This window comes from Nocardiopsis aegyptia, assembly GCF_013410755.1.
Lineage (GTDB): Bacteria > Actinomycetota > Actinomycetes > Streptosporangiales > Streptosporangiaceae > Nocardiopsis > Nocardiopsis aegyptia.
Genome location: NZ_JACCFS010000001.1, coordinates 1812266 through 1838975 on the forward strand (window position 1 = coordinate 1812266; position 26710 = coordinate 1838975).

At 72.6% G+C, this 26710-nt stretch carries 14 protein-coding genes; all 14 read right to left on the bottom strand.

Annotated elements, in window-relative coordinates; genetic code table 11:
• Positions 1-10 precede the first annotated feature (10 nt).
• Positions 11-3340: a type I polyketide synthase gene (locus tag HNR10_RS08095; protein WP_179822117.1), complete on the bottom strand. Its 3330-nt coding sequence runs from the start codon at positions 3338-3340 to the stop codon at positions 11-13.
• Entirely contained in the window at positions 3330-11489 is an 8160-nt protein-coding gene (locus HNR10_RS08100; protein ID WP_179822119.1) for a type I polyketide synthase, read from the bottom strand. Before HNR10_RS08100 ends, HNR10_RS08095 begins: the two co-directional genes overlap by 11 nt.
• Positions 11490-12029: 540 nt before the next feature.
• Positions 12030-13289 (bottom strand): styrene monooxygenase/indole monooxygenase family protein, encoded by a 1260-nt coding sequence (locus HNR10_RS08105; RefSeq protein WP_179822120.1) that lies wholly within the window; start codon positions 13287-13289, stop codon positions 12030-12032.
• A gap of 66 nt (positions 13290-13355) precedes the next feature.
• Complete coding sequence (locus tag HNR10_RS08110; RefSeq protein WP_179822122.1) at positions 13356-13913, bottom strand: GTP-binding protein; 558 nt, start codon at positions 13911-13913, stop codon at positions 13356-13358.
• A 22-nt stretch (positions 13914-13935) separates the two neighbouring features.
• Complete coding sequence (locus HNR10_RS08115; protein ID WP_082376014.1) at positions 13936-14295, bottom strand: DUF742 domain-containing protein; 360 nt, start codon at positions 14293-14295, stop codon at positions 13936-13938.
• A 51-nt stretch (positions 14296-14346) separates the two neighbouring features.
• A complete protein-coding gene (locus HNR10_RS08120) occupies positions 14347-14772 on the bottom strand; it encodes a roadblock/LC7 domain-containing protein (RefSeq protein ID WP_053614966.1) in 426 nt (141 codons plus the stop codon).
• Between the two features lie 88 nt (positions 14773-14860).
• Positions 14861-18169: an ATP-binding protein gene (locus HNR10_RS31965; RefSeq protein ID WP_312889166.1), complete on the bottom strand. Its 3309-nt coding sequence runs from the start codon at positions 18167-18169 to the stop codon at positions 14861-14863.
• Positions 18170-18830: 661 nt separating this feature from the next.
• Complete coding sequence (locus tag HNR10_RS08130; RefSeq protein ID WP_179822124.1) at positions 18831-20633, bottom strand: ABC transporter substrate-binding protein; 1803 nt, start codon at positions 20631-20633, stop codon at positions 18831-18833.
• Positions 20630-20818 (bottom strand): hypothetical protein, encoded by a 189-nt coding sequence (locus HNR10_RS08135; RefSeq protein WP_179822125.1) that lies wholly within the window; start codon positions 20816-20818, stop codon positions 20630-20632. Before HNR10_RS08135 ends, HNR10_RS08130 begins: the two co-directional genes overlap by 4 nt.
• 4 nt (positions 20819-20822) lie before the next feature.
• Entirely contained in the window at positions 20823-21908 is a 1086-nt protein-coding gene (locus HNR10_RS08140) for an ABC transporter ATP-binding protein (protein WP_179822127.1), read from the bottom strand.
• Entirely contained in the window at positions 21905-22981 is a 1077-nt protein-coding gene (locus HNR10_RS08145) for an ABC transporter ATP-binding protein (protein ID WP_179822129.1), read from the bottom strand. The genes HNR10_RS08140 and HNR10_RS08145 overlap by 4 nt, the downstream gene beginning before the upstream one ends.
• A gap of 5 nt (positions 22982-22986) precedes the next feature.
• The gene (locus HNR10_RS08150) at positions 22987-23862 is read right to left on the bottom strand and encodes an ABC transporter permease (RefSeq protein ID WP_179822130.1); all 876 of its coding nucleotides are present in this window, start codon (positions 23860-23862) and stop codon (positions 22987-22989) included.
• Positions 23859-24956, bottom strand: a complete 1098-nt coding sequence (locus HNR10_RS08155) for an ABC transporter permease (RefSeq protein ID WP_179822132.1) — start codon at positions 24954-24956, stop codon at positions 23859-23861. Before HNR10_RS08155 ends, HNR10_RS08150 begins: the two co-directional genes overlap by 4 nt.
• A 906-nt stretch (positions 24957-25862) precedes the next feature.
• Positions 25863-26483, bottom strand: a complete 621-nt coding sequence (locus HNR10_RS08160) for a septum formation family protein (RefSeq protein WP_179822134.1) — start codon at positions 26481-26483, stop codon at positions 25863-25865.
• Between the last annotated feature and the right edge of the window lie 227 nt (positions 26484-26710).

A 26710-nucleotide genomic window follows, 5' to 3' on the forward strand; every position in this document is an offset into this window, starting at 1 on the left:
GTACCGCCGGCTACGAGATTCCGAATTCCTTGCCGATGAGCGCGATGAGGTCGTCATCCTTGGCACCTTCCAGTTCCTCGGCCTCCGTGCTCGTCCCGGCGTCGCGCGCGGCGCGTTCGCCCAGCGCGTCGAGCAGCTCCCGGAGGCCCTCCGCCACCGATGCACGCTGGGACGCGTCCAGCGCGCCGTACGCCACGGCGGACCGCAGCCGGTCCAGTGCCGCGACGGGATCGGCGGGGACGTCCCCGTCGGGCGCGTCGAGGAGGGAGAGGAGGTGCCGGGCCAGGGCCAGCGGTGTGGGGTGGTCGAAGGCGACCGTGACCGGGAGGTCCAGTCCCGTGGCCGCGTTCAGGCCGTTGCGCAGCCGAACGGCGCCCAACGAGGTCCCGCCCGCGTCCACGAACCCCCGTTCGGCGTCGACCTGCCCCGCGGAGGGGTGGCCGAGGACGGCCGCGACCTGTTCACGGACCAGATCGAGCACGGCCTCCTCGCGTCGGCGCGGGGGCATCCCGGCCAGAACGGCCAGCCGCCCCGGTTCGGCGACCGCGGGCTCGTCCCCGGCCCCGGGGGCCGCGGCCACGGTGGTGCCGCCCGTACCCGCGACCGGGTCGAGCCAGTAGACCTGGCGTTGGAAGGGGTAGGTCGGCAGGTCGACGGTGCGCGGGGCGTGCGAGCCGAAGACCGACGCCCAGTCGGGCTCGGTCCCGCACACCCACGCCTCGCCGAGGGCGGTCAGGAACTCCCGGGGCCCGCCGCCCTCACCGTGGAGCGAGCCGAGAACGGCCGTACCGGCGGAGCCGCGGGCGGACTCCACGGTCTGCTGGATGCCGACCGTCAGGACGGGGCGCGGCCCCATCTCGACGAACGTGGTGACGTCGTCGTCGGCCATGGCGCGCACGGCCGTCTCGAAGCGGACGGTCCGGCGGATGTTGCGGTACCAGTACTCCGCGTCCATGGCGGCACCGTCGATCCTCGCGCCGTCCACGGTGGAGTAGAGGGGGATCCGCCCGGGACCCGGCCGCACACCGTCCAGAGCGGTCAGGAGCTCATCGCGCAGTACGTCGACCTGGGGTGAGTGGGCGGCGAAGTCGGCGGCGACGGGGAAGGCGAAGACCCCCTCGTCCGCACACCGTTCGGCGAGCTCCCCGAGCGCGTCGTTCTCCCCGGCGACCACGACGGTACTGGGCCCGTTGTGGGCTGCCACGTCCAGTCGGCCCTTCCAGTCCACCAGGGAGGGCGGCTCCTGTCCGGGGCGCAGCTGGAGGGCGAGCATGCCTCCACCGCCCACCAGTGGGAGGACCAGTCTGCTGCGCAGGGCCACCACAGCGGCGGCGTCCTCCAGGCTCAGGATGCCCGCCACATACGCGGCGGCGATCTCCCCCTGGGAGTGGCCCACCACGGCCGACGGCTCCACGCCGTGGGACCGCCACAGCCTCGCGAGCGAGACCATCACCGTGAACAGCAGAGGCTGGGCCACGTCGGGACGGGCGAGGTCGGCGGCGTCGGCCTGGCCGCGCAGCGCGGCGGTCACGGACCAGTCGAGGTAGGGGGCGAGCGCCTTCTCACACTCGTGGACGCTCTCCGCGAAGCCCGGGTGGGCGTCCAGGAGCGCCCCCAGGTCCAGGTGCTCCCCGAGGGCGCCCTGTCCGGGGAAGACGAACGCGGTGCGCGGCTCGGCCACGGACTGTCCGCGTAGGACGCCCGGTGCCGACCGCTGGGCGGCGAACGCGTCGAGGGCGGCCAGGGCGCCCTCGCGGTCGTCCGTCAGGAGGACGGCGCGCTGCGGGAACCGGGACCGTGCGGTGGCCAGTGACCAGCCCACGTCCTCCGGTGCCGCGCCGGGAGAGTTCCGCAGCCACTCGGCGAGTCTGGACGCCTGTTCCCGCAGTGCCGCCTCGGTGCGCGCCGACAGCACCCAGGGGACGGAGCCCGTCACCCGGCTCTCCCGCTCTTCGGCCGGGGACGGTTCGGGGGCCTGTTCGACGATGACGTGGGAGTTGGTCCCGCTCATCCCGAAGGAGGACACGCCCGCGCGGCGGGGACGCCCGGTCTCGGGCCACGGGCGCGGCTCGGCCAGCAGCCGGACGCCGCCCTCGGACCAGTCCACCAGCGGGGTGGGTTCGTCCGCGTGCAGGGTCCTGGGCAGAACACCGTGGCGGAGCGCCATGACGGCCTTGATGAGGCCTCCGATGCCCGCGGCGGTCTGCGCGTGGCCGATGTTGGACTTGAGCGACCCGAGCCACAGCGGTCTGTCCTGGGGACGCCCGCGTCCGTAGACGGCGATGAGCGCCTGCGCCTCGATCGGGTCGCCGAGGCGGGTCCCGGTTCCGTGCGCCTCCACCAGGTCGACGTCCCCGGGCCCGAGCCCGGCGTCGTCGAGGGCCCGCGAGATGACCCGCTGCTGCGAGGGGCCGTTCGGCGCCATGATGCCGTTGGACGCACCGTCCTGGTTGACGGCGCTGCCGCGGACCACGGCCAGGACGGTGCGGCCGTTGCGCCGCGCGTCCGAGAGCCGTTCCAGCAGGATCATGCCCGTGCCCTCGGCCCAACCGGTGCCGTCGGCGTCGGCGGAGAACGCTTTGCAGCGGCCGTCCGGCGCCAGCCCGCCCTGGCGGGAGAACTCCGTGAACACTCCTGGGGCCGCCATGACGCAGCTGCCACCGGCCAGGGCGAGCGAGCACTCCCCCGCCCGCAACGCCTGGACCGCCTGGTGCACGGCGACGAGCGACGACGAGCACGCCGTGTCGACGGTGACGCCCGGTCCGGTCAGGCCCAGGGTGTAGGAGACCCGGCCGGAGGCGACGCTGGGCAGCGTCCCGGTGAGTGCGAAACCGTCGTCGGAGGCGTCCACGAGCCGGGGCCCGTACTCCTGGGGCATGGTGCCCACGAACACGCCCGTCTCGGAGCCGGCCAGGCTGTGCGGGTCGATTCCGGCGCGTTCGACGGCCTCCCACGACGTCTCCAGCAGCAGGCGCTGCTGGGGGTCGGTGGCCACCGCCTCCCGCGGTGAGACGCCGAAGAACTCGGCGTCGAAGGCGGCCGGCCGGTCGAGGAACCCGCCCTGGCCGGTGGACGAGCGGGGCTCGCGCCCGTCGTCGCCCAAGAGGTCGCCCAGGTCCCATCCCCTGTCGGTGGGGAAGGGCCGGACCGCGTCGCGGCCCTCGTCGACCAGGCGCCACAGGTCCTCGGGCGAGTCGGCCCCGCCCGGGAAGCGGCACCCCATCCCGACGATCGCGACGGGGTCGGTCTCGGTGGATCGGTCCAGTTCCTCGCGCAGTCGCGCGTTCTCCTTCATCGCGGTCCTGAGGGCCGCGACCAAGCGTGCGTCGTCAGTGGTCAACTGCCGTCTCCTGTCCAGCGTGCGGCGGGTGCTGCCGTCCCTGGAGAGCCAGGGTGACGAGTTCGTCGACCCCCATCGAGTCGATGCTCTCGTCCTCGTGCCCGGCCTCGCCGGCGGTTGCGGGACCGCCGGTCCGTACGGTGTCGGGTGCGCGCCCCTCGGAATCCGCCGGGAACAGCAGGCCCAGTAGGAGGGTGGCCAGGGCGCGCGGGGTCGGATGGTCGAAGACCGCGGTGGCCGGGACGCGCACGCCCGTCGCGGCGCTCAGCCGGTTGCGCAGTTCGACACCGGTGAGCGAGTCCAGGCCGAGTTCGGTGAAGGGTCGATCCGGTTCGATCCGGGCCGGGCCCGCCTCGGGCGCGTGGCCGAGGACGAGGGCCGTGTGCGCGCGCACCTCGGTGAGCAGGGCGCGTTCACGATCGGCCTCGGGCAGACCGGCGAACCGGTGGGCCGGCGCGGGATCGGCCCCGGTGCCCGCACTCCGACCGGCGCCGGCGGGCGTGGCCGTGCCCGTCGGCGCGACCAGGCCGCGCAGGACCGGCACGTCGGCGCCCGCGTCGAGGTCCACGAGCGCGGGCACGCTGTTGACGAGGTCCCACAGCAGCGCCGTGTCGAGCTGGGCCAGCGCCTCCTCCGGCGGCATCGGCGCGAGCCCTCCCCTGCTGAGGACGCCCAGGTCGGTGTCGTCCAGGTGCGCGGTCATCCCGCTCTCACCGGCCCACAGGCCCCAGGCCAGGGAGATGGCGGGGAGTCCGCGCTCGCGCCGGTGGTGGGCCAGGGCGTCACAGAAGACGTTGGCCGCCGCGTAGTTGGCCTGCCCGGGGTTGCCCAGCACGCCCGCCGCCGACGAGTAGAGGACGAAGGACCCCAGGTCGGCGTCGGCGGTGAGCTCGTGCAGGTTCCACGCGGCGTCGACCTTGGGACGCAGGACCCGGTCGATCCCCTCGGGGGTGAGGGAGGTGATGGTGGCGTCGTCGAGCACGCCGGCGGTGTGGACCACGGCGCCCAGCGGCCAGCCCTCGGGCAGCTCGGCGAGCAGCTCGCGCAGGGCGGACCGGTCCGCGGCGTCGCACGCCGCGACCTCCACCCGGGCGCCGAGTGCCTCCAGTTCGGCGGTGCGGGCGTCCTGGCCCTCCGCCTCCGGACCGCTGCGGCTGACCAGGAGCAGGTGCCGTACGCCGTACCCGGTGACCAGGTGGCGGGCCACCCGGTGGCCCAGCGCGCCGGTGCCGCCGGTGATCAGCGTCGTACGGTCCTGCGGGAAGGGCGCGGGCACCGACAGCACCAGCTTGCCGATGTTCTCACCGCGCTGGAGGGTGCGCAGGGCGTCCTGGGCGCGCCGCACGTCGTGGACGACGGTCGGCGGCGGCGAGAGGACCCCGCCCGCGAGCAGTTCCATGACGCGTGTGAGCATCTGCCCGATCCGCTCGGGCTCCACGTCGGGCAGGTTGAAGGCCTGGTATCCGCGGCCCGGGTAGGCGGCGGCGACCTCCTCCGCGGCCCTGATGTCGGTCTTGCCCATCTCCACGAACCGGCCACCGGGACCGTCGCCGTCGCCGGGCGACCGGAGCAGCCGCAGGGAGGCGTCCACGAACTCCCCGCTGAGGGAGTTCAGGACCACGTCCATCCCGCGCCCGCCGTTGGCCTCGCGCAACCGCTCCTCGAACCCCAGGTCGCGGGAGGAGGCCAACCGGTCCTCGGTGAGGCCGTAGGCGGAGAGCCCCGCCCACTTGTGCGGGCTGGCGGTGCCGAACACGGACGCGCCCATGTGCTGGGCCAGCTGCACCGCGGCCGTGCCGACACCGCCCGCGGCCGCGTGCACGAGGACGCTGTCTCCGGGACGCACCGCGGCGAGGTCCACCAGGCCGTGGTAGGCGCTCAGGAAGGCCACCGGCACCGCCGCCGCCTGTTCGAACGACCAGTCCGGCGGGATGGCGGCGAGCCTGCGGGCGTCGGCGACGGCGACCGGGCCGAACGCGCCGTCGAACATCCCCGTGACCCGGTCGCCCGGGCTCAGGCCGACGACGTCCGCGCCGGTCTCCAGGACGATGCCGGCGCCCTCGATGCCCATGCCGGTCTCGTTCTCGACCAGGCCCAGCGCCACCACGACGTCGCGGAAGTTCACCCCGGCGGCACGGACCGCGAGGCGCACCTCCTGCGGGCCGAGCGGGCCGCCGGCCTCCAGCGCGGGCAGCGGTTCCAGATCCTGGAGCGAACCGGGGCGGCGGGTGTCCAACCGCCACAGCGCGCCCGGCGGGGTCAGCCGGTCGTCTGAACCGGCCCTGACCAGGCGGGGCACCAGGACCGTGCCGGAGCGCAGCGCGAGCTGGGGCTCGCCCAGGCCGACCGCGCCCGCGACGACGCGGAGCGAGTCCTCGGACCCGTCGGAGTCCACGAGGACGAGCCGGCCGGGGTACTCGCGCTGGGCCGCCCGCAGCAGCCCCCACACGGGGGCGGCGGCCAGGCCGGTGAGCCGGGTGGCGGGGTCGGTGGCCACGGCCCGCCAGGTCACCACGACGAGGCGCGCGTGCTCGGTGCGGGGATCGGTCAGCCAGGCGCGGATGGTCGACAGGGCCGAGTCGAGGCCCAGGCGGACGGCGTCGGGAACGCACGTCTCGTCGGAGTAGACGGCCGTGGCGGGCAGTTCGGTGTAGACCACCGGCGGCACCGTCCCGTCCAGGTCCAGCCCGTCCAGGTCGGGAAGACCGGTCGGGATGACCGCCGACGGCGGGGGCGCGTCGGCCTTCTCCCAGACCAGTTCGTACAGGCCGGGCAGTTCGGCGGGATCGCGCGGCGGGAGGGCGTCCTCGTCGAGCGGGCGCAGGACGAGCTCGTCGACGGAGACGACCGCGGCCCCCGACTCGTCGGTGACCGCGAGGCGGTACCGGTCGGGTCCGAGTTCGGTGGCGCGCACCCGCAGGCGGCCGGACGCCGCGGCCCCGGCGGCGGGCCGGACGCGCACGCCCGACCAGGCGAAGGGCACCAGCAGGGAGCGCTCGTCACCCCCGTGCAGCAGGAGGGCGTGCAGCGCGGCGTCGACGACGGCGGGGTGCGGCCCGTGGAAGGGGCCTCCGGCCGCGGACGCCCGGGGCGGTTCGACCTCGGCCAGCAGGTCGTCCCCGTGCCGCCACACGCCGCGCAGGCCCTGGAAGAGCGGCCCGTAGGCGTAGCCGCGCCGGACCAGGCGGTCGTAGTCGGGCCACACGGCCAGCGACTCGGCCCCCGCCGGCGGCCAGGGGTCACCCGGCGCGGAGGTGTCCGCGGTGGCGGTGGCGGTCGCGATGGGGGTGTCGGTGCCGGTGGGCGTGCCCTGCGCGGGCACGGCCGGGGTGCCGGCAGCGGGGGGCTCACCCTCGGCCACCGCCCCTGACGCGTGGCGGGTCCACGGCGTGTCCGGAACCGCGTCCGCGGGGCGGGCGTGCACGGTCAGGTCGCGCCGGCCCTGCCCATCCGCCGTGCCGACGGTGACCTGGAACCGGACGCCCGCGCCGCGGCCCAGGACGAGGGGCGCCTCCAGGGTCAGGTCGGCGACGCCGGGCGCGCCCACGCGCGCGCCCGCGTGGGCGGCCAGGTCCACCAGCGCGGTGCCGGGGACGACCACGCGGCCCAGCACGCCGTGGTCGCGCACCCAGGCCTGACCGTCCAGGTCCACGCGCCCGGTGAAGACCGTGCGCCCGTCGGCCAGGGCGAGCCCGTCGTCGATCCAGGGCTCGGCCGGTCGTTCCGGGACGGCCGGGACCGGCGCGGCCGGGACGACCCAGTGGCGTTCGCGCCGGAAGGGGTCCTCGGGAACGGTCACGGGCGCGCCCTCGTCGGCCACGCCCTCCAGCACGACGTGGGCGTTGGTTCCGCTGATCCCGAACGAGGACACCGCGGCCCGGCGCGGGCGGCCGGTGTCCGGCCATGCCTCGGCCGCACTGAGCAGCCGGACTCCGCTGCCGTCCCAGTCCACCTTGTCGGTGGGTTCGTCGGCGTGCAGCGTCCTGGGCAGCCGCCCGTGCCGCAGCGCCTCCACGGTCTTGATCACCCCGGCCACACCGGCCGCCGCCTGGGCGTGGCCGATGTTCGACTTGAGCGATCCCAGCCGCAGCTCCTCTCCGGAGCCCTGGCGCGCGTGCCCGTACACCGAGATCAGGGCCCTGGCCTCGATCGGGTCGCCCAGGCGGGTGCCGGTGCCGTGCGCCTCCACGGCGTCCACCTCGTCCGGCTCCAGTCCGGCCGACGCCAGTGCCTGGCGGATCACCCGTTCCTGGGCCTCGCGACTGGGCGCGGTGAGGCCGTTGCTGGCGCCGTCGGAGTTGACCGCGCTGCCTTTGACCAGGGCCAGGACGGGTCGGCCCGCGCGGCGGGCGCTCGAAGCCCGTTCCAGCAGCAGCATGCCCGCGCCCTCGGCCCACGCGGTGCCGTCGGCCCCGGCGCCGAAGGCGCGGCAGCGCCCGTCCGGGGACAGTCCGCGCTGGGCGGAGAACTCCAGGAACATGCCGGGGGTGGCCATCACGGTGGCGCCGCCGGCCAGGGCCATCTCGCACTCGCCCCTGCGGATGGCCTGGGCCGCCTGGTGCAGGGCCACGAGCGAGGCGGAGCAGGCGGTGTCGATGGTCATCGCCGGTCCGCGCAGGCCCAGGACGTAGGCGATGCGGCCCGAGGCCACACTCAGGGTGCTGCCGGTCAGACGGTAGCCGCCGTCGCCGCCCGCGCCCTGGTCGGCCAGCCGCGGACCGTACTCCGTCGGCATGGCGCCGACGAACACCCCCACCTGGCGTTCGCGCAGGTCGTCGGTGCTCATCCCGGCGCGGTGGACGGCCTCCCAGGAGGTCTCCAGCAGCAGCCGCTGCTGGGGGTCCATCGCGTCGGCCTCACGGGGACTGATGCCGAAGAAGTCGGCGTCGAACAGGTCGGCGTCGTGGAGGAAGCCGCCCGAGAGCGCGTAGGTGCGGCCGGGGGTGCCGGGTGCGGGGTCGTAGATCCCCTCCAGGTCCCAGCCGCGGTTGTCGGGGAAGTCGCCGATCGCGTCCACGCCGTCCTCGACCAGCCGCCACAGCTGCTCCGGCGTGCGGACCCCGCCCGGAAGGCGGCAGGCCGTCGCGGTGATGGCGATCGGGTCGTCGTCGGGGGTCTGGGGCGCGGGCCCGGGTCGCGCGGGCCGGGACGTGTCGGTTCGCTCGACGGACGCGGCGGGGCCCGGTCCGGCCTCCTCCGGGGCCGCGGACGTCCGCGGCACCCGTTCACCCAGTTCCGCGACCAGGTGGTCGGCCAGCGCGGCGGGCGTCGACAGGTCGAACAGGGTCGTCGCCTCCAGGGGCACACCCGTCCGGTCCCTGAGCTTGGCGGCGAGTTCGAGCAGCATGACCGAGTCGAAGCCCAGGTCGCGAAAGGCCCGCCGCTCGTCGGCCGCGGAGAGCGAGCGCTGTCCGAGCACCCGGACCGTGAGCGCGGTGACCAGGTCCCTGGTGCCGTCCTCCGCGGTATCCCGTTCCCTCGGTTCGGGCTCGTCGACGGCACCCGGCCAGAAGCTCCGGCGCTGGAAGGCATAGGTGGGCAGATCGATCCGCCGTGCTCCCGTCCCGTGGAACAGCCGCTCCCAGTCCACGTCCACACCCTCGGTGAACGCCTGGGCCGCGGCCGCGAGCAGCTGGGCCCGGTCCCCGCAGTCACGCCGCAGGGTCTTGAGGACCGCCCCGTCGATCCCGTCCGCGGCCAGCGTGCGTTCGATACCGAAGGTCAGGACGGGATGCGGACCGACCTCGATGAACGACGTGTGCCCCGCCCCGGCGGCGTCCCGGACCGCGTCGGCGAACCGGACCGTGCCGCGCAGGTTCCGGAACCAGTACTCGGCGTCCATGGGCGGGTCGTCCGGTGCCGTTCGGCGGCCCAGGACGGTGGAGAAGAACGGGACCCGGCCGGGGCGGGGCACGACCTCTCCGAGGCGTTCCAGGAGATCCTGGCGGATGCGGTCGACGTGCGCGGAGTGCGAGGCGTAGTCGACGCCCACCAGCGAGCCGTGCACCCCCGCGTCGGCGCAGTGCTCCACCGCGCGGCGCACCGCCTCGGGCGTCCCCGAGACCACCACCGACTCGGGGCCGTTGACGGCGGCCAGGTGCAGTTCGGGATCGGCTTCGGCCAGGGCCTCCGCACGGTCGGAGGAGAGCCCGAGCGATGCCATCCCACCGCTTCCGGCGAGTGCGGTCAGCGCGCGGCTGCGCAGGGCCACCACCCGCGCGGCGTCGTCCAGGGTCAGGATCCCGGCCACACACGCGGCGGCGATCTCCCCCTGGGAGTGGCCGATCACCGCGGCGGGTTCGACCCCCAGCTCCGACCACGCCCTGGCCAGGGAGACCATCACCGCCCACAGGACCGGCTGGATCACGTCCACGCGTGCACCGGCTCCGGTGATCGCCGGGGCCTGGGGCTCACCGCGCAGCACGCGGGTCAGCGACCAGTCCACGTAGGGGTCCAGCGCCCGCTCGCACTCGCGCAGCCGTTTGGTGAAGGCGCGGGCCAAGGAGCTGTCGTCGTCCAGGAGTTCGCGGGCCATGCCCTGCCACTGTCCGCCCTGGCCGGGGAAGACCATCACGGGCCGCGCCCTGTCCGCGGCACCGGCGGCCCGGTCGGCGCGCACGGCCTCGAGCTCGCGGGCGTCGGAGCCACCGGAGGCGAAGATGACCGCGCGGTGCTCGAACACCGTCCGGGTGCTCGCCAGTGACAGGCCCACGTCCTGGGCGAGGAGGCCGGGGCGGGCCGAGACGAAGTGGTGCAGGGCCGAGGCCTGGGCGCGCAGCGCCTCCTCCGACCGCGCCGAGAGCACCCACGGAACGGGATCGAGGGCCGTCTCGCCCCTGGTCGTGGCGGCGCGGTCGGCCTTGGGCGGCGGGGGCGGACCGAGGACGAGGTGGCAGTTGGTGCCGCCCATCCCGAAGGAGGACACCCCTGCCAGCGGTGCGTCCGCCGGCCAGGGCTCGCGACGGGTCTGCGGGCTCAGCCGCAGCGCCTCCAGGTCGATGTCCGGATGGGGTTCGGAGAAGTTGCGCGTGGGCGGCAGTTGCCCGTGCGACAGGCTCAGCGCCGCTTTGACCAGACCGACGATGCCCGCGGCGCCTTCCAAGTGCCCGATGTTGGTCTTGATCGATCCGACCCGCAGCGGTTCCTCGCGCTCTCCGGAGAACACGGCCCCGAGCGCCACGGCCTCGACGGGGTCGCCCGCGGGGGTGCCCGTGCCGTGGAGTTCGACGTAGCCGACCTGGGCCGGATCGGCCGCCGCCCGCCGCAGTGCGGTCGTCAGGACCTCCCGCTGGCCGGAGGCGTCCGGGTGCGCGAGGTAGGGAGTGCGGCCGGAGTTGTTGACGGCTCCGCCGCGCAGAACCGCGTACACGGGGTCGCCGTCGGCCAGGGCCCGGTCCAGCGGTTTGAGGACCACCACGGCGCCGCCCTCACCCCGGGCGTAACCGTTGGCCCGGGCGTCGAAGGTGTAGCAGTGCGCGTCCGGGGAGAGTCCGCCGAACTGTGCCGCGCTCTCCGTGCTCTCCGGGGTGAGGATCAGGTTGACGCCGCCGGCCAGCGCCGTGCCGCACTCGCCGCGGCGCAGGCTCTCCATGGCCATGTACACACTGACCAGGGAGGACGACTGGCCGCAGTCCACGGTCAGGCTGGGGCCGGACAGGCCCAGGGCGTAGGAGACCCGGTTGGCGATCATGCCGCGCTGGTTCCCGGCCATCGAGTGGTGCGTGATGCCGTCGCCGCCGACGCGCTGTTGCAGTGCCGCGTAGTCGGAGGAGATGGCGCCGGTGAACACACCGCAGTCCGAACCGCGCAGGGAGTGCGGTGCGGTGCGGGACCGTTCCAGGGCCTCCCAGCTGAGTTCGAGCATGATGCGCTGCTGGGGGTCCATGGCCAGGGCCTCGCGCGGGGAGATCCCGAAGAAGGCCGCGTCGAAGTCCTCCGGCCGGTCGAGGTAGCCGCCCCAGTGGCCGTCGCGCGCGGCGGAGGCGACGCCGAGGCGCTCGGGCGGTGCGGTGATCGACTCCCGGCCCTCGCACAGGAGCCTCCAGAGGGCCTCGGGTGTCGACGCTCCCGGTAGCCGACAGGAGATTCCGACCACCGCGACCGGCGCGTCGGGTACGGGGACCGGTTCACTGGGGGCACTCGCCGACATCGTCGTCTCCGCTCTCACGTCGCCCCCGGGTGCACGGGGGGCTGGTGTTCCACTGGTTGAGACCCGTGCGCAAATCGCGTGCAGATGCACGCGCTATCCGATCCCTAGGCAGCCGTGCCCGAGTCGTCCCACGGCCGGAAGCCCTGCCGAAGCGGCCAGGTACCCTCTGCGCATGCGGAGTTCGCACAGGTGAAACGCGTGACCGGAGCGCACGGTCGGGGTCGGAGGGGGGACATGGTGCACCTTCCAGGGGAATGAGAATCCATCCGAGGACCGACGGGTGTTTCGGAGCGTCGACCTCGAACCAAAACGGGCGTATGCGACACATACACCCCACTCACACACTTCTGACGCTAACAGCCACCAACGCGATGGATCGTAACCGCTGATCACGGCACCTGACAACGAACGCACGCATTTCGGACAGCTGAACTCCGGCTTTCAGGTCAGAGGGTTACAACAACGAAATGCCCCAGCACACAGAACGCGGTCCGGCGCCGCGTGGACACCGAACCGCGCTCTGTGCGTTCACCGCCGGGATCAGTCGCCGTGCCGCGCCTTGACCTCTGCCACGTACGCGAGCGCGCGTTCCGGGTCGAGCAGCCAATTCGCGTAGTCAGGCGGGTAGTCCCAGCCCTGGAGCCACCTGTCGGCCACCTCCGGATACTTCTCCGCCGCACCGAGGACCTCGTAGACGAACGGTGCCATGTCGCCCGCGTCCCACCAGGTGGACGCCATCTCCGCCCACTGTTGGTTCGGTAGACCGAACTCCCAGAACCGGTCGAAGGCCGAGACCAAAAACTCCTCGTCAAAAGGCCGGTCCCCGTGCTCGACGATCCGCTCGAAATACGCCCGGGCGCACCGCGTCGAGTTGTTCCAGCTCTGCACGGAGTAGGGGTCCATGGTCACGACCACGTCGGCCATGCCCAGCACACGACCGCCCGAGGGCAGCACGCCCACCGGGTTGCGGACCTGCGGGGTGAGCCCCTCGATGAGGGTGCTCCTGCCGTCGACCAGGTTGGCGTCCTTGACCCGGTCGAAGGTCTCCGGGGCGTACTGCCTGAGCAGGTCCTTCATCCGCCGCAACTGCTCCTCGGGGCCGGGGCGGTCCGGCCACGCGTCCATGGGGCCGCCGCGCTTGTCCACGAGGAGCAGGTTGTGGCACGGACCCTCCTGGGTGAGGATCGGCAGCAGGATGGTGTTCCCCGCCCGAGCCGCCGTCGCGCCCCACCCGATGTTCTCGTCCTCGCCCGCGTCCGGCCAGACGTCGTAGATGTAGGCCTGGGCGATCGACCGCGGACGCGCGCCGCTGAACCGGCTCGTGTCGGCGTCGAAGAGCTGCCCGAGCTCGCCCGTCCCCACCGCGACGACGATCAGGTCGAACATCCGGGAGAAGTAGTCGAGGTCGGTCACGGTCACACCGTGGATGACGACCTTGCCGCCCCGGTCCTCGAAGTACTCCAGCCAGTCCGCCATCTTCACTCGGCGGTCGACCGAGACGGCGTAGTCGTTGCCGGTTCCCGTCCTGCCCTTGATGGTGCGCATCGAGCCGTCGTGCGGGTACAGGTACAGCTTCTGGTGCCGGATCTGCGGCGCGAGCGCGCTCCACAGGTCCAGGTTGGCGTCGCGTTCCCAGTTCAGGGCGGTCGGGAACGTGAACTGACTGATGGACGGCCGACCGGTGCGGATCTCCAAGGAGGACTGCCCCGTGATCACCGTGACGTCATAACCCTCCGTCAGGAGGGAGTGAGCCAGGTGCAGACCGGCGTGGCCCGCTCCGACGATGAGGATCTTTCGCATCTTGAGCTAACTTTCCGGATGATCGACGGGGAGTCGGGGAGGGACGCCGGCGCCCCTCCCCTGAGGTCAGGCGACGGGCTCGCTCGCGCGGTTGTGTTCGAGGGCGTACCGGAGCAGCGTCTTGAGCACGTCGCCGCCGGAGTTCCGGTGGCGCGCGTCGAAGTCGATGATCGGCACCTCAGGGCTGATCTCCAACGCCTCGCGGACCTGCTCCGGGGTGTACTCCAGGAGGCCCTCGAACTTGTTCAGCGCGACGATGTAGGGGATGCGCTTGGTCGTCTCGAAGTAGTCCACCGCGTCGAAGGAGTCCGCGAGCCTGCGGCAGTCGACCACGACGACGGCGCCGACCGCGCCTCGTACGAGATCGTCCCACATGAACCAGAACCGTGCCTGGCCAGGCGTCCCGAACATGTACATGATCAGCTCGTCGTCGACGGTGATGCGACCGAAGTCCATCGCGACGGTGGTGGTCGTCTTGTGCGGTGTGATCGAGTTGTCGTCGTGACCGATGCTGGCCTCGGTCATGATCGCTTCTGTCGTGACCGGCGGAATCTCCGACACCGAGCTCACCAAGGTCGTCTTGCCGGCGCCGAAGCCACCGGCGATGACGATCTTGCTCGACATCTTCTTGCGATTCGACCTGCTGTCACTGGAAAAGTCGTTCGAGACCACGAAGAGCCCTCTCCAGAACCTGGTTTTCCGATGGACTGCTGCCGGTGATGGTCGGGTGGATGTACACCAGGTCCTGTTCGGCCAGGTCGCTGATCAGGACCTGGGTGACGCCCAGGGGGATGTTCAACTCGGCCGACACCTCGGCGAGTGACCGCGTCTCTCGGCACAGTCTGTAGATGTTGATGGACTCCGGCATGAGGGTGCTCGGTGGTTCCTGGCCCGGCTCGGAGGTCGATACCAGGGTCTGCACCATCAGCGGATGCCGCGATCGCGTCCGGCCACCCGTGAAGGTGAACGGGCGGACGCGGTTGCTCCTTCGCCTGCGGAAGCTCATGTCAGTGGCAACCTTCTCATGATCCCTGTGAACCGCTTCGGGTCGCCGTCGTCAGTTCTGGATGACTTCCCGCAGCTGCGAGCGCAGTTGCGGGGTCAGCACGTGGGCGACGTTCTCCACGAGCTTGGTCATCTGGAAGCCGACGAGCTTCAACTCCGTGCCCGGCGCGGTCAGGACGGCCATGCAGGAGCCGTCGCTGATCGCCATGATGAACAGGTGCCCCTGGTTGAAGCGCACCAGGAGCTGCTCGCAGTCTCCGCGCTGGAACAGGTTCGCTCCACCGACGGCGAGGCTGTGCAGCCCGCTGGCGATGGCGGCGAGCTGCTCCGCGTGCTCCTCGGGGAAGTCACTGGAGTGGGTCAGCACCAGGCCGTCGGAGGAGACGACCACGGCGTGCTCGACTCCTCGGACATCGCGGACGAACCTGTCGATGAGCCACGAGAAGTTCTCAACGCTGTCGTTTGCGGGTTCAGTCATCGCGGATAACCTGCCTCGGCCGTGTGTCGATTTCGCTGGTGGTCAGTGGTGCGCGTGTGCGCAGGCGTCGCATCGGTCCGGTGGGGGCTCACGTGGTGCCGCCCTCCTCACCGCCGGACTCCTCACGTGCCTCGCGTTCGCCGTCGAGGAAGTCGCCGAGCTCGTCGCGGATCTGCTCGGCTCTGGCGTCGCCGGTCAGCTTGGGCTTGTCCGACGGCGGCGAGGGCGGAGGCACCGACTTCGGGTGCGGCATCATCCGCAGCGGCGAGCCGTGCGGGGTGGCACTGCGCCGGGGCAGGCCCGCGGCGGTGACGGAGGGGTCTCCGCCGTTGGTGGGCTTGGAGGCTGAGCTGCCGTTCACTCCGTTGGTTCCCGTCACCGGAGGGGGCGTGAGGGCCTGGGACCCGGTTCCGACCGAGGGGCCCGACGTCGAGGGGACCGCCGAGGTCCGGGGCTTGCCCGGGGTCGGCGGCGTCGCGACGCGCAGCAGCTCCTTGGGGATGATCGTGTAGGCGTTCACCCCGCGGAACGCGCGGGACTCCAGGCGGGTCTCCAGGCCGTGCTTGCGGCCGATCCGGCTCGCGACGTACAGGCCCATGTGCCGGGGCACGTCGTCGTCGAGCCTCGGTGAGCCGCTGAGACGCTCGTTGAGTTCGCCGAGCTGGTGCTCGGGGATGCCCACGCCCTCGTCCTCGACGATCATCATCAGCCGGCCGTCGTCCATCTCCCGGGCGCTGATGACGACCTGGGAGTGCTCGGGCGAGTTGGCCGTCGCGTTGTCCAGCAGCTCGGCCAACAGGTGGCTGATGTCGTCGGCCGCCATACCGGTGATGGACGTCTGCGGCAGCTTGCCGAGGCGGACGCGGGGATAGTCCTTGATCTCGGAGGTCGCGGCGCGGGCGACGTCGAGGAGGGGGACGATCTCGTCGTGGGCGTCGGACTCGCCGCCGTCGTGGCCGGTCAGCACGAGGAGGTTCTCGCCGTTGCGGCGCATACGGGTGGCGAAGTTGTCGATCTGGAAGAGCTTGTCGAGGAGGTCGGGGTCCTTGGCGTCGGTCTCCAGTTCCTCGACCATCTCCAGGAGCGCGTCCACCAGGGACAGGTCGCGCATGGCCAGACCGGCGAGGGCCTCGTTGAGGATCTTCTCCGTCTCCTCCGCGATCGCGGACGCGGAGGCGTCGGGGGCGGGCGCGCTCTCGACCGCCGGGGCGCTCTCGGCCTTGGGCGCCTCGGGCGCGGGCGCGCTCGGAGCCGCCGCCTCGGGAGCCTCGGGCCGGGGCAGCGCCTTGGGGCGTTCCGCCGGCTCGATGCCCTCGCGCGCGTGCTCCTCGGAACGGTCGTCGCGCTCCGGGTGCTGCTGACGCTCCTGGCGCTCGGAGCGGTCCTGCACCGGTTCCGCCGTGAGGACCTGGGGCGGTTGGCCGGGGGTGAGAACGATGACGTGCTGGATCGGCTGGCCGTGCGCCTGGTAGGGGGCCGGGTACACGACCGGCTGTCCCGGCAGGACGTAGCCGGGCGGCTGGAAGGGGGCCGGGTAGGCGCTCTGGTAGGTCACGATCGGGTGCGGGGCCGGGTAGGGCACCGGATACTGCGGCATCGGCTGCGGCGGCGGGGGAACCGCCTGCTGGTAGGCGCCGTAGGGGTACGGCGGAGGGTAGCCGTGCGGCTGCTGGCCGTCCTGCCACGGACCGCGCGGGTCCGGGGCGGGCGGGTACTGCTGGGGGCCGTGGCCGTACCCCGCGGGGGGCTGCGGCAGGCCTGTGGGCTCCTGTGGCACCTGGTACCCCTGTCGTCCTGGTGAGGGGGGAGCGGGCTGCTGCCCGTGGGGGCCCCGCCACCCCTGCTCGTCATACGTGTGGTGGGGCCGTCCCGGGGCCTGGGGCCCCGCTGGTCCGGTGGGCCTGTGGCCCCACCCGGTGTGGTCCGCCGCCTGGTGGCCCATGGGCGCGTCGGCGGCGTGCGGTCTGTGTCGTTCGTGCTGCTCCCCCGGTTCGTCCGAGGGCGTGTGGGTGTGGTCGGCCATGGGCGGAGCTCCCTCCGGGGGCCGGGCCCCGTCCTGTCCGGCCGGTACCCGCGGGGAGCGGGTGCCGTGACGGCCGGAACGGTCGTCGGTGCTGGTGTGGTCGGGCGCCGTCGGTGCGGTGTCGCCCGCTCGGGGGGCCGGGTCGGCCGTGGCTCCCGCGCGGTCGCCCCGGTCGGTTCGTGTGCGCGGGCGGGCGGGCCGAAGCGGCGGAACGGTGGGCGCCGGTGCGCGGGGGGCGGAGCCGGCAGGCTCGGCGGTGGCCGCACCCGCCGCCGGAGCCGGGGACCGCTCGGCGGGCTTCCGGTCGGCCGGAGCCGCAGACCCCTCGGCGGGCTTCCGGTCGGCCGGAGCGGTCGGCTGCTTCACCGGACCGGACGTGGCCGGAGCACTCGGCGTGCGCGGCTCGGCGGCGGGACGAGAACGACCGTCACCGGCGCCGGGTCCAGAGGCCTCGGCCTTCGCCGCGGTCGGTTCGACAGGAGGGACCGACTTTCCATCGACCGGAGCCACAGCGGTCGGCTGCTTCGCGGGACCGGGCTCAACGGACGCAGAATCCTGGGCGTCGCCCTTCGCCGGAGCCGGGGCTCGTTCGTCGGGCTTCCGGTCGGCCGGAGCGGCCGCGGTCGGCTGCTCGGCCTTCGGCGTCCCGGGCGCGACCGTCTCGGCGCGCGGCTCGCGTGCCTCGGCGGGCGCGGACACCTGGGCGTCGCCCTTCGCTGGAGCCGCAGGCCCCGCGGCAGGCTTCGGCCCGTCCGAAGCGGCCGAGGTCGGCTGCTTCGCCGGACCGGGCTCGGCCGTCGGGGCACCCGGCGTGCGCGGCTCGGCGGCCGACCCGGAGCGAGCGTCCCCGGCGCCGGGAGCAGAGGGCTCGCCCTTCGCCGAAGCCGGGGACCCTTCGTCGGGCTTCCGGTCGGCCGGAGCGGCCGCGGTCGGCTCCTCGGGCTTCGGCGTCCCGGGCGCAGCCGTCTCGGCGCGCGGCTCGTGTGCCTCGGCGGGCGCCTCGTCGCCGTCGCCACCGCCGCCCTTGCCCGTGGTCCGCTCGACGGGGGCCGGGGCCTCCTGAGCGCCGACCCTGGCCCGGGCGGATCCGGACTCGGGCGCGCGCACGGGGACCACGCGCGGCTCGGGCTCGTTGAGACCGACCCCGCGCCACTGGCCCACCGGGTGGGCCCCGGTGTCGACGTCGTCGACCTTGAGCGGGCGCGTGTACGGGTTGGGCACGTTCACCCTGGCCGCCGGGCGGTATCCGTTCTCGGCGGGGCCGGAGAAGGGGCCGACGGGCGGGGTCGGTGCGGCGTCCTCGTTCTTCACCGGCGTGGTCCGGTCCCGCTCCGACGCCGGGTCCGGGTTGTGCGGATGCACGGGCTGATGCACGGGATGTCCTCGTTCGGGCTCCGGGGGTGGGACTTCCTGGGACTTGACGATCCGGGAGATGGCCCTGCGAAACCTGCCTCGACCCATCCCCGAGGGGGCGGGGTCCGGGCTGTGTCGTGGTGGCGGCTCCTCTGACACGATCTCGTCTCCTTGGAATCAGCCGGGCGGCGCGGCGGTGGCCCCGCACGTTCGGCCCGATCGAGGAGACAGGGGCGACGGGACCGCGCCGGCGTCCTGCACCGACGGAACATCCCGGGCGCAGGGGTACGCCTCGACGTCCCCGATACGGCACAGGCGCGCGTTCGGATACCCCGGCCGGGGTGGTCGACACCCATCCGGCGACAAGTATCCACGTCCGGAACAATTCCTGTACTTCCACCGAGAACCGTCTTTCGGTTCGTCAGACTAACAAAGGCCGTGGGGCTTGGCAGGCGAATCGGGAAAGCACCGGGAAACACCCCAGCGGGACACGGATGACGTGCAAGAACTCCCGAGAAGTTGATTTGTGGCTTATGAGCGTTATGTCTGACTTATAGGGATATGACCGGTTCGCCGGTAGTGGCGAGGATCACATTGATCACTCCTGCAACACCGTCCCCATACACACCGCAGGGGCGGGGCCGACCGGCCTCCGCCCCCGTGTCACAGGGTGTCCCGCGCCCTACTCGACCGGTCGCAGGTCGCCCTGGATCAGCGACAGGATCACGTGGTTGTCCTGGTACTGCTCGTTGTTGGCCGCCGGGTGGTCCGCCGCGAAGTGCTCGACGCGCACGCCCTCGATCGCGGGCGCCAGGTACCGGTAGGTCCAGATCGGGATGCGCGGGAGCAGCTCGTTGAAGATGATCGCGAGCCGCTTCAGCGCCGCGTGCTGCTCCTCCTCGGTCCCGGCCCGCTTGGCCTCCTCGATCAGCTCCGCCACGTCGACCTCGCCCTGGGAGGGGCTGTCCACGTTCAGGTCGAACGACTGCCCGGGGTTGTCCTCGTCGCCGGAGTTCTCCAGCAGGAAGTTCATCTGGAAGGCGCCCCAGTAGTCGGGGATCTCCGGGTTCCCCCAGTGCCGCACCGCGACCTCGAAGTCACCCGCGCCCCAGATGCCCCACGGGTTGTCCGACGGAACGTTGCGGGCCTCGCACCGGATCCCGAAGGAGTTCCACGCCTCCTCCACCTGCGACGCCGTCAGCTCGAAGTCGCCCCAGCCCGCGACGCCGATGATCTCGTAGCTGGCCGCCTCACCGTCCGGCAGGTGCCAGATGCCGTCGCTCAGGGTCCACCCCGCGTCCTCCAGCAGCTCCGTCGCCCGGTCCGGGTTGTAGCCGTAGTGCTCGAACCCCGCCAGCTCCTCCTCCGTCATGATCTCCTCCGCCTGGAGGTCGACCAGCCCCGCGTAGTACTCCACCCCGCTGTAGGCCTCGCCCCGGGCGACCTGCCCGATCGTCTCGGTGTCCAGCAGGTGCGCCAGCGCCTTGCGCACGCGCACGTCCTCCAGCTCGGGCTTGGCCGCGTAGTTGAACATCAGTCCACAGCCGTCGTAGCCCACGTGCTCGACCCACTTGAACCCCTCCACCCCCTGGAAGGCCTGCTGGTCGGCGGCGGAGGGGGCCTCCGTCGAGTAGTCGACCTCGCGCTGCTGGACGAGCAGTGCCGACTGCCGGTTGTCGCCCTTGTGCACGACCACCTCGTCGAAGAGCACCTCCCCGCCCTGGTAGCCGTTCTCGTTGCGCACCAGCGTGATCCGGGCGTCCGACATCTGCTCGGGGTCGAACATGTACGGCCCGCTGCACACGATCTCCTCCGGCGCGAACTCCACGAACTCGGCGATGAACTCGCTCTGCTCGTCGTCGCCGTGGCGCACCCCCGACCCCACCAGGTCCAGCGCGCGCTCCCCGAACTCGGCGTAGGTGGACCTGGCGACGATCCGGTGCTTGATGATGCTGCGCTCGATGTTGGGGAACGGCGCGTCGAAGCCGAGCCGCACACTCAGGTCGTCGAGCTTCTCCAGCTCCGCGACCTGCGGGAAGCCCACCGCCCACGGCGCGACCTCCAGGATCGCGATCGCGTAGCTCTGGATCATGTCGTCGGCGGTGAGGTCGCTGCCGTCGCTCCACTTCAGCCCGGGGCGCAGGGTCACGACCAGGTCGTTCCCGTCCCACTCGGAGCCTTCGAGGAGCATGTAGTCCCACGTGTGCTCGCGCCAGTTGTAGAAGCCGCCGGTCATCAGGAACAGGTCCTTGTAGACCGAGTTGAGCAGCAGCGCGCCGTCCTCGACGGCCACGTTGCGGGTGTTGGAGTCCAGGTCGAAGTCGAAGACGCCGGTGAACTGCCGCGCGCCGCCGGAACCGGAGTCCCCGCCCGCGCAGGCGCTCAGCGCACCGGTGGCCGCGGTGGCGGCGGCACCGGCGCCCACGGCGCGCAGGACGTTGCGGCGGCTCATCTCCAGGAGGTGCTCGGGGGGTGTGGAGGTCATGGGTGACGCTTCCTTTCCAGGAGGACGGCGAGCAGTCCGAGGACGACGATCAGCAGGCCGAGACCGACCGTGACGACGCTGATGACGAACTCGGCCGTGCCCGGGGGGTTGAGGAGTGCCGTCAGGGCACTGGCCAGCACCAGGAAGGCGCCGACCAGGAGGCCGAAGCGGCCGATGAGCAGCACCCGCTCACCCGCCGTCGACGACGTGGCAGGCGAGCAGGCGGTCGGGGCCGGGGGCCAGCGCGGGCCGTTCGGTGTCGCAGCGCCCCGGCTCGAACATCGGGCAGCGCGGGTGGAACTCGCAGCCCGGCGGCAGGGCCGTCAGGTCGGGGATGTCGGCGCTGCGCAACCGCACCCGCTCCTTGGTGCGCGCCAGGTCCGGGTCGGGCTCGCAGACCGCGGAGACCAGGGCCCGGGTGTAGGGGTGGCGGGGGTCGTCCACCACCCGGCGCGTGGGCCCCTGTTCCACGATCCTGCCCAGGTACATGACCGCGATCTCGCCGTCCCGGGCGAAGTACTTGGCCACGGCCAGGTCGTGGGTGATGAACAGGAAGCCGACGCCGAGGTCGTCGCGCAGCCGGCCCAGGGTGTTGAGCAGGCTGACCCGGATGGACACGTCCAGCATCGAGGTGGACTCATCGGCGATGATCACCTCCGGGTTCATCGCCAGGGCCCGGGCGACCGCCACGCGCTGGCGCTGGCCGCCCGACATCTGGTGGGGGTACTTGTCCAGGTAGTCCTCGGCGGGGGTGAGTTCGACCCGGCGCAGGAGTTCGGCGGTGGCCGCGCGGGCCTCGCGGCGGTCCCGGACCATCCGGTGGCGGCGCAGTCCGGCGGAGACCGTGGAGTAGACGGTGCGCACCGGGTTCAGGGAGGCGTAGGGGTCCTGGTGGATGTACTGGACGGACCGGCGGAACTCCGAGCGCTCGGCCCGGCTCATGGCCGCGACGTCCCGGCCGCGGAAGCGGACGGTGCCGGAGGTGGGCCGCGCCAGCGCGGCGGCCATCCGGGCGGTGGTGGTCTTGCCGCAGCCGGACTCCCCCACCAGGCACAGCACCCGGCCGGGGCGCACCCGCAGGTCGACGCCGGCCACGGCGGGGACGTCGCCGCGCGGCGTGGAGAAGACCTGGCGCACACCGTGCAGGCCCAGGACCGGGGTGTCGGCGGCACCCGCCACGGCACCGGCGGCCCTTCCGGGCGCGGCGGCTCTCCCCGCGCCGGCGGCGCGCTCGCCCTCGGCGGACGGATCGTGGTGCACGGTCGGGTCGGTCATCGGGTGGCCCCCTCGGTGAAGAGTGCGGCGTCGCCGGCGCGCAGGCACGCGGCGGCGTGGCTGAGCCCTTCGGGGCGCTCCCTGAGCACGTCGAGCTCGGGGCGGGTCCGCGAACAGCGGGGCTCGGCGTGGGCGCAGCGCGGTGCGAAGGAGCAGCCGGGGGGCAGTGCCCCCAGGCTCGGCGGCCCGCCCGGCAGTGACTCCGGGACGGTCGGGTCGCCCGCGACCGGCGGAACGGAGTTGATCAGCGCCCGGGTGTAGGGGTGCCGTGAGCGGTGGAAGACGTCGCGCGTGGTGCCGGTCTCGATCATCCGGCCGGCGTACATCGTGCCGACGCGGTCGGCGAGCTCGGCGGCCAGGCCCAGGTCGTGGGTGATGAAGAGCATCGCGAACCGCAGCTCCTCGCGGAGCTCGGTCAGGCGCTCCACGATGGCGCGCTGGGTGAGGATGTCCAGCGCGGTCGTGGGCTCGTCGAGGATGAGCAGCTGCGGCCTCAGCGCCAGCGCGAGGGCGATCAGGGCCCGCTGGCGCATGCCGCCGGACAGCTCGTGCGGGTGGGCGGCCAGGACCCGTGCGGGGTCGAGCCGGACCAGCTCCAGCAGCGCGGCGGAGTGTTCGATCAGGTCCGCGCGGGTGCGGCGGGCGCCGCGCCGCTCGTGTGCGCGGAAGGTGTCCAGGAAGTGGTCCCGCACGGTCAGCACGGGGTTGAACGCGTTCATCGCGCCCTGGAAGACCATGGCCGCCTCGTTCCAGCGGAAGCGGCGCAGGTCCTCCTTGGCCAGTGAGCGCACGTCGACGCGGCGGCCGTCCTTGCGCCGGAAGAGGACCTGCCCGGCGGAGACGGTCCCGGTGCGCGGGAGCAGCCGCAGCAGGCCGAGGCCGAGGGTGGTCTTGCCGCAGCCGGACTCCCCCACCAGGGCCATGGACTGGCCGGGGTGGAGGTCGAAGCCGACGCCGCGCACGGCCGTGACCCGGCTCCTGCGTCCGGTCCGGTAGTCGATGTCGACACCGCGCACGGACAGCAGCGCGCCGTCGTCGGCGGGGTCCGGGGCGGGGGCGGGGCGGTCGTTCACGTGGCTCACCTGTCCCGGAGTCGTGGGTTGAGGGCCTGCTCCAGGGAGCGGGACATGGTGACCAGCCCGATCTGGAAGAGCATGATCATCACCATCGGGGCGACGAGGAAGGGGGTGGCGGTGGGGAGCAGGAACGCGTTGTTGTCCCAGGCCTGCTGGATCATCAGCCCCCAGTTGTCGGCGGTGCTGGGCAGCAGCCCGAGCAGGTACATGCCGACGACCGCGTAGATCGCGTTGGTGATGGCGATGATGAAGTTGATGAACACGTAGCCCGCCATGTTGGGCAGCACCTCGACGAACAGGATCCGGGCGGTGCCCAGGTCCTGGAGGCGGGCCGCCTCGACGAACTCGCGTTCGCGCAGGCTGAGCACCTGGGCGCGGATGGAGCGCATCAGGTACGGCCACGTCACCAGGCCGATGATGAAGGCGACCATCAGCGGTGAGGCGGTGCGGTAGAAGGACGCGATGACCAGCATGAGCACGATGAAGGGGATGGTCATCGTGATGTCGGTCAGCTGGAGCAGGAAGTGGTCGACGCACCCGCGCACGTAGCCGGCGATCCCCCCGAGGACGACGGCGATGGCCACGGTGATGAGCGCGGCGACGACGCCCACCCAGATGGGTTCGCGTCCGCCGAGGACGAGTTGGACGAAGGTGTCCTTGCCCTCGTGGTTGGTGCCGAGCCAGTGCTCGGCGTTCATCGGGCCCCAGATGAGGTCGATGTCCGTCGGGTTGCGGGTGTCCACGAGCAGGGGGCCGGCGAAGGAGAAGACCAGCACGCCCAGGACGAGGCAGAGCCCCAGGAAGCCGCTGGTGCTGCGGGTCAGCCCCTGCCAGACGGCGCCCCAGACGCCGGCGGCGGGAGCGGTGGTGGCGGTCATGGTGTCGCGGCCCCCTGGTCGCTGATGCGCGGGTCGAGTCGGCTGTAGAGCAGGTCGGCCACGAGGTTGGCGGCCACGACGCAGGCGGTGACGATGATGAGCAGCCCCTGGAGGAGCGGGTAGTCGCGGTAGTTGACGGCGTCCAGCAGCAGGCCGCCGACGCCCTTGTAGACCAGGACCCGCTCGACGAAGACCGCGCCGCCGACGAGCGTGCCGAAGGAGATCGCGATCTGGGCGACCAGGGGCAGCACCGCGTTGCGGCCGACGTAGGCGAAGGCGATGCGGCCGTCGCGGAGCCCCCGGGCCCGGGCGACGGTGACGTAGTCCTCGCCGAGCACCTCGGTGGTGGAGGCCTTCATGACGAGCATCCAGGTGCCGACGATGGCGAGGACGTAGGTGAGGATCGGCAGTCCGGCGTGGTAGAACGCGTCGCCGACGAATTCCGCGGTGAACCCGGGCGTGACGCCGGGGCTGACCGTGCCGCGCAGGGCGACGGGATCGAACCAGCCGAGGTAGAGGCCGCCGCCGACCACGAGCAGCATCGCGATGAGGTAGTTGGGCACGGCGCCCAGGACGGAGGCGGCCACGCTCAGCGCGTGGTCGAGGAACCGGTTGCGCCGGTAGGCCATCACCATGCCCAGGCTCAGCCCGAGGACGATCGAGACGACCGTGCCCACGCCGATGCTGAACAGCGTCCAGGGCAGGTAGGCCGCGATGGCCTCGGCGACGCCGACCGCGGGCCGGGTGATGGTGTTGCCCAGGTCCAGGGTGACCAGGCCGACGAAGAAGTCCCACCACTGCCGCCACAGCGGTGCGTCCGGGTCGAAGGCCAGTGAGTTGGTGGCGATCACCCGGGCCTCGTCCATGCTCATACCGCCCTGGGTCAGCCGGCCCGCCATGACGTCGATGGGGTCGCCCGGCATGGCCCGTGCGAGGAAGAACGTCACGTTGGCGACCACGAACACCACGACGACGGACTTGCGGACCTTCACGAACAGGTGGTGGCGCCAGACCCGCCACGGGAGGGAGGGCGGGTCGGCGGCCGACGCCGGGGCGTCGGGGGGCGGTGGGGAGGCCGCGGTGTCGGTGGCCACGTGGCTCCTTGGAGGGCGACGAGCGTAGGGCGGGGCGGGAGGGGCGGGGGCACAGTTTTTATTAGGAAACTTTCCTAATAAAAGAGCACGCTAACGGCGAAGATGTGGCGTACGCCACCCCTGTGACCAAACGGCGTCCTCGGCGCGACCCGTTCTCGATCGGGCAAGGCTTTTCCAGGCACGAATGCGGACAAAGCCCCTGCCGCTTCGTGGCCGGATGCGGTCAGATCCGCGCACCCACAGCTTTTGTCGGTATCGACCTATTCGCACGGTGACGGCTCACATGCACGCGCCCACATGACCACCGCCAACACCGCGCGCGACATGGACGTCGTCCGCGCCGCGCTGGGCGAGGAGCGGATCAGCTTCCTCGGCTGGTCCTACGGGACCTTCTGGGCGCGGTCTACGGCAGCCTGTTCCCCGAGCGGCTGGACCGCAGCGTGCTGGACTCCGCGGTGCACCCGGACGGCGTCTGGCGCGACGTGGTCACCCTCCAGGCCCCCGCCTACCCCGCCGCCAACGTCGAGCGCTACGCGCGATGGCCGGCCGAGCACGACGACGTCTACGAACTGGGCTCCACCCCGGAGGAGGTCGTGGCGGCCTTCGAGGAGACCTCGTGGCGGCCGGCGGAGGATCCGCGCGAGGATGTTTCCGGGCGGCCCGAGGGCGTCGCCTTCGGCCAGGCCGACTGGGACGACTTCGTCGGCACGGCCGCCCGCTACCAGGGCTACTGGGTTCACCGTCGACGTGGCGATCCTCGTCCACGACCGGCCCTTCCCGCGGTCGGAACGGGAGAGGCCGATGCTCGGATGGCCGGCGGCCCGCCAGGAGCGTGTCCGCCGGCGAGGCCACTGTGCGATCGGGCGGCCCGCGTCACCACCGGCGCGGGCCGCCCGTACCGCGGGCTCAGCGCTCGGAGTCCTCCAGGGTCCCCTCGACCGGGCCGGCCGGGTCGTAGACCAGGCACAGGTACTCGCGGTTGTCGTAGAGGTCCCAGCCCGTGGGGGTGGGGAAGAAGGACGTGAACTCCAGCTCCGACTCCAGGTACTCCGTGCCGACGAACCCCTCGAACTCGTCGTGGCACAGCTCGGCGGTCAGGTCGCTGACCTCCTGGTCGCCGGGGTACTCCCCGTCCTCGTCGAGGTCGTCGTTGACGTAGACCTCGTAGTCGTGGGGGTCCTCGCAGTCGACCATCGGGACGTCGACGATGTTGTCCTGCTCCGCGACCTCGTTGAGGCAGTCGCCCTCCTCCAGGTCGAAGACGCCGACGGACTCGGTGTCCTCCCCGGACTCGGTGGGCTCGGGCCGGGCCGAGATGGTCGCCCTCGGCTCGGGCTCGGTTTCGGCTTCGGCGACCTGGGTGGCCTCCGGCTCGGGCGAGGGCGAGACGGTCTCGTCCCCCTCACCGCTGAGCGCGGGCGGCAGCAGGGGTAGGGGTCCGCACGCGGTGAGCGACAGAGCGGCGCCGGCCACGAGGATCCCCAGGGCGGTGCGGTTCCTGGACGGGCGGCGCGTTTCGGTGAGCATCGCAACTCCACAGTTCGTCGATCCCGCCGATGGGAGGAACATCGGCGACACCTGTGCAGATGCCCCCGAAGCGCCGATGGTTCCGCGATCCGCCCGATCCGCCTCCGATCGGCCCTTTCCGATCGGGATTTCCGGTCGGCGGCTCCCGTCCGGAGGCCCCGGTCCGACGGCTCCGGCTCCATCCGCGGACCGCGAACGCCCCGAAGACGGGGAGGCCCCGGCGAACG

What these genes read in the sequence shown, in the direction of transcription:
- HNR10_RS08100 (WP_179822119.1), bottom strand. Translation starts at nt 11,489, where the DNA reads ATGTCGGCGAGTGCCCCCAGTGAACCGGTCCCCGTACCCGACGCGCCG.
- HNR10_RS08105 (WP_179822120.1), bottom strand. Translation starts at nt 13,289, where the DNA reads ATGCGAAAGATCCTCATCGTCGGAGCGGGCCACGCCGGTCTGCACCTG.
- HNR10_RS08110 (WP_179822122.1), bottom strand. Translation starts at nt 13,913, where the DNA reads ATGTCGAGCAAGATCGTCATCGCCGGTGGCTTCGGCGCCGGCAAGACG.
- HNR10_RS08115 (WP_082376014.1), bottom strand. Translation starts at nt 14,295, where the DNA reads ATGAGCTTCCGCAGGCGAAGGAGCAACCGCGTCCGCCCGTTCACCTTC.
- HNR10_RS08120 (WP_053614966.1), bottom strand. Translation starts at nt 14,772, where the DNA reads ATGACTGAACCCGCAAACGACAGCGTTGAGAACTTCTCGTGGCTCATC.
- HNR10_RS08130 (WP_179822124.1), bottom strand. Translation starts at nt 20,633, where the DNA reads ATGACCTCCACACCCCCCGAGCACCTCCTGGAGATGAGCCGCCGCAAC.
- HNR10_RS08140 (WP_179822127.1), bottom strand. Translation starts at nt 21,908, where the DNA reads ATGACCGACCCGACCGTGCACCACGATCCGTCCGCCGAGGGCGAGCGC.
- HNR10_RS08150 (WP_179822130.1), bottom strand. Translation starts at nt 23,862, where the DNA reads ATGACCGCCACCACCGCTCCCGCCGCCGGCGTCTGGGGCGCCGTCTGG.
- HNR10_RS08160 (WP_179822134.1), bottom strand. Translation starts at nt 26,483, where the DNA reads ATGCTCACCGAAACGCGCCGCCCGTCCAGGAACCGCACCGCCCTGGGG.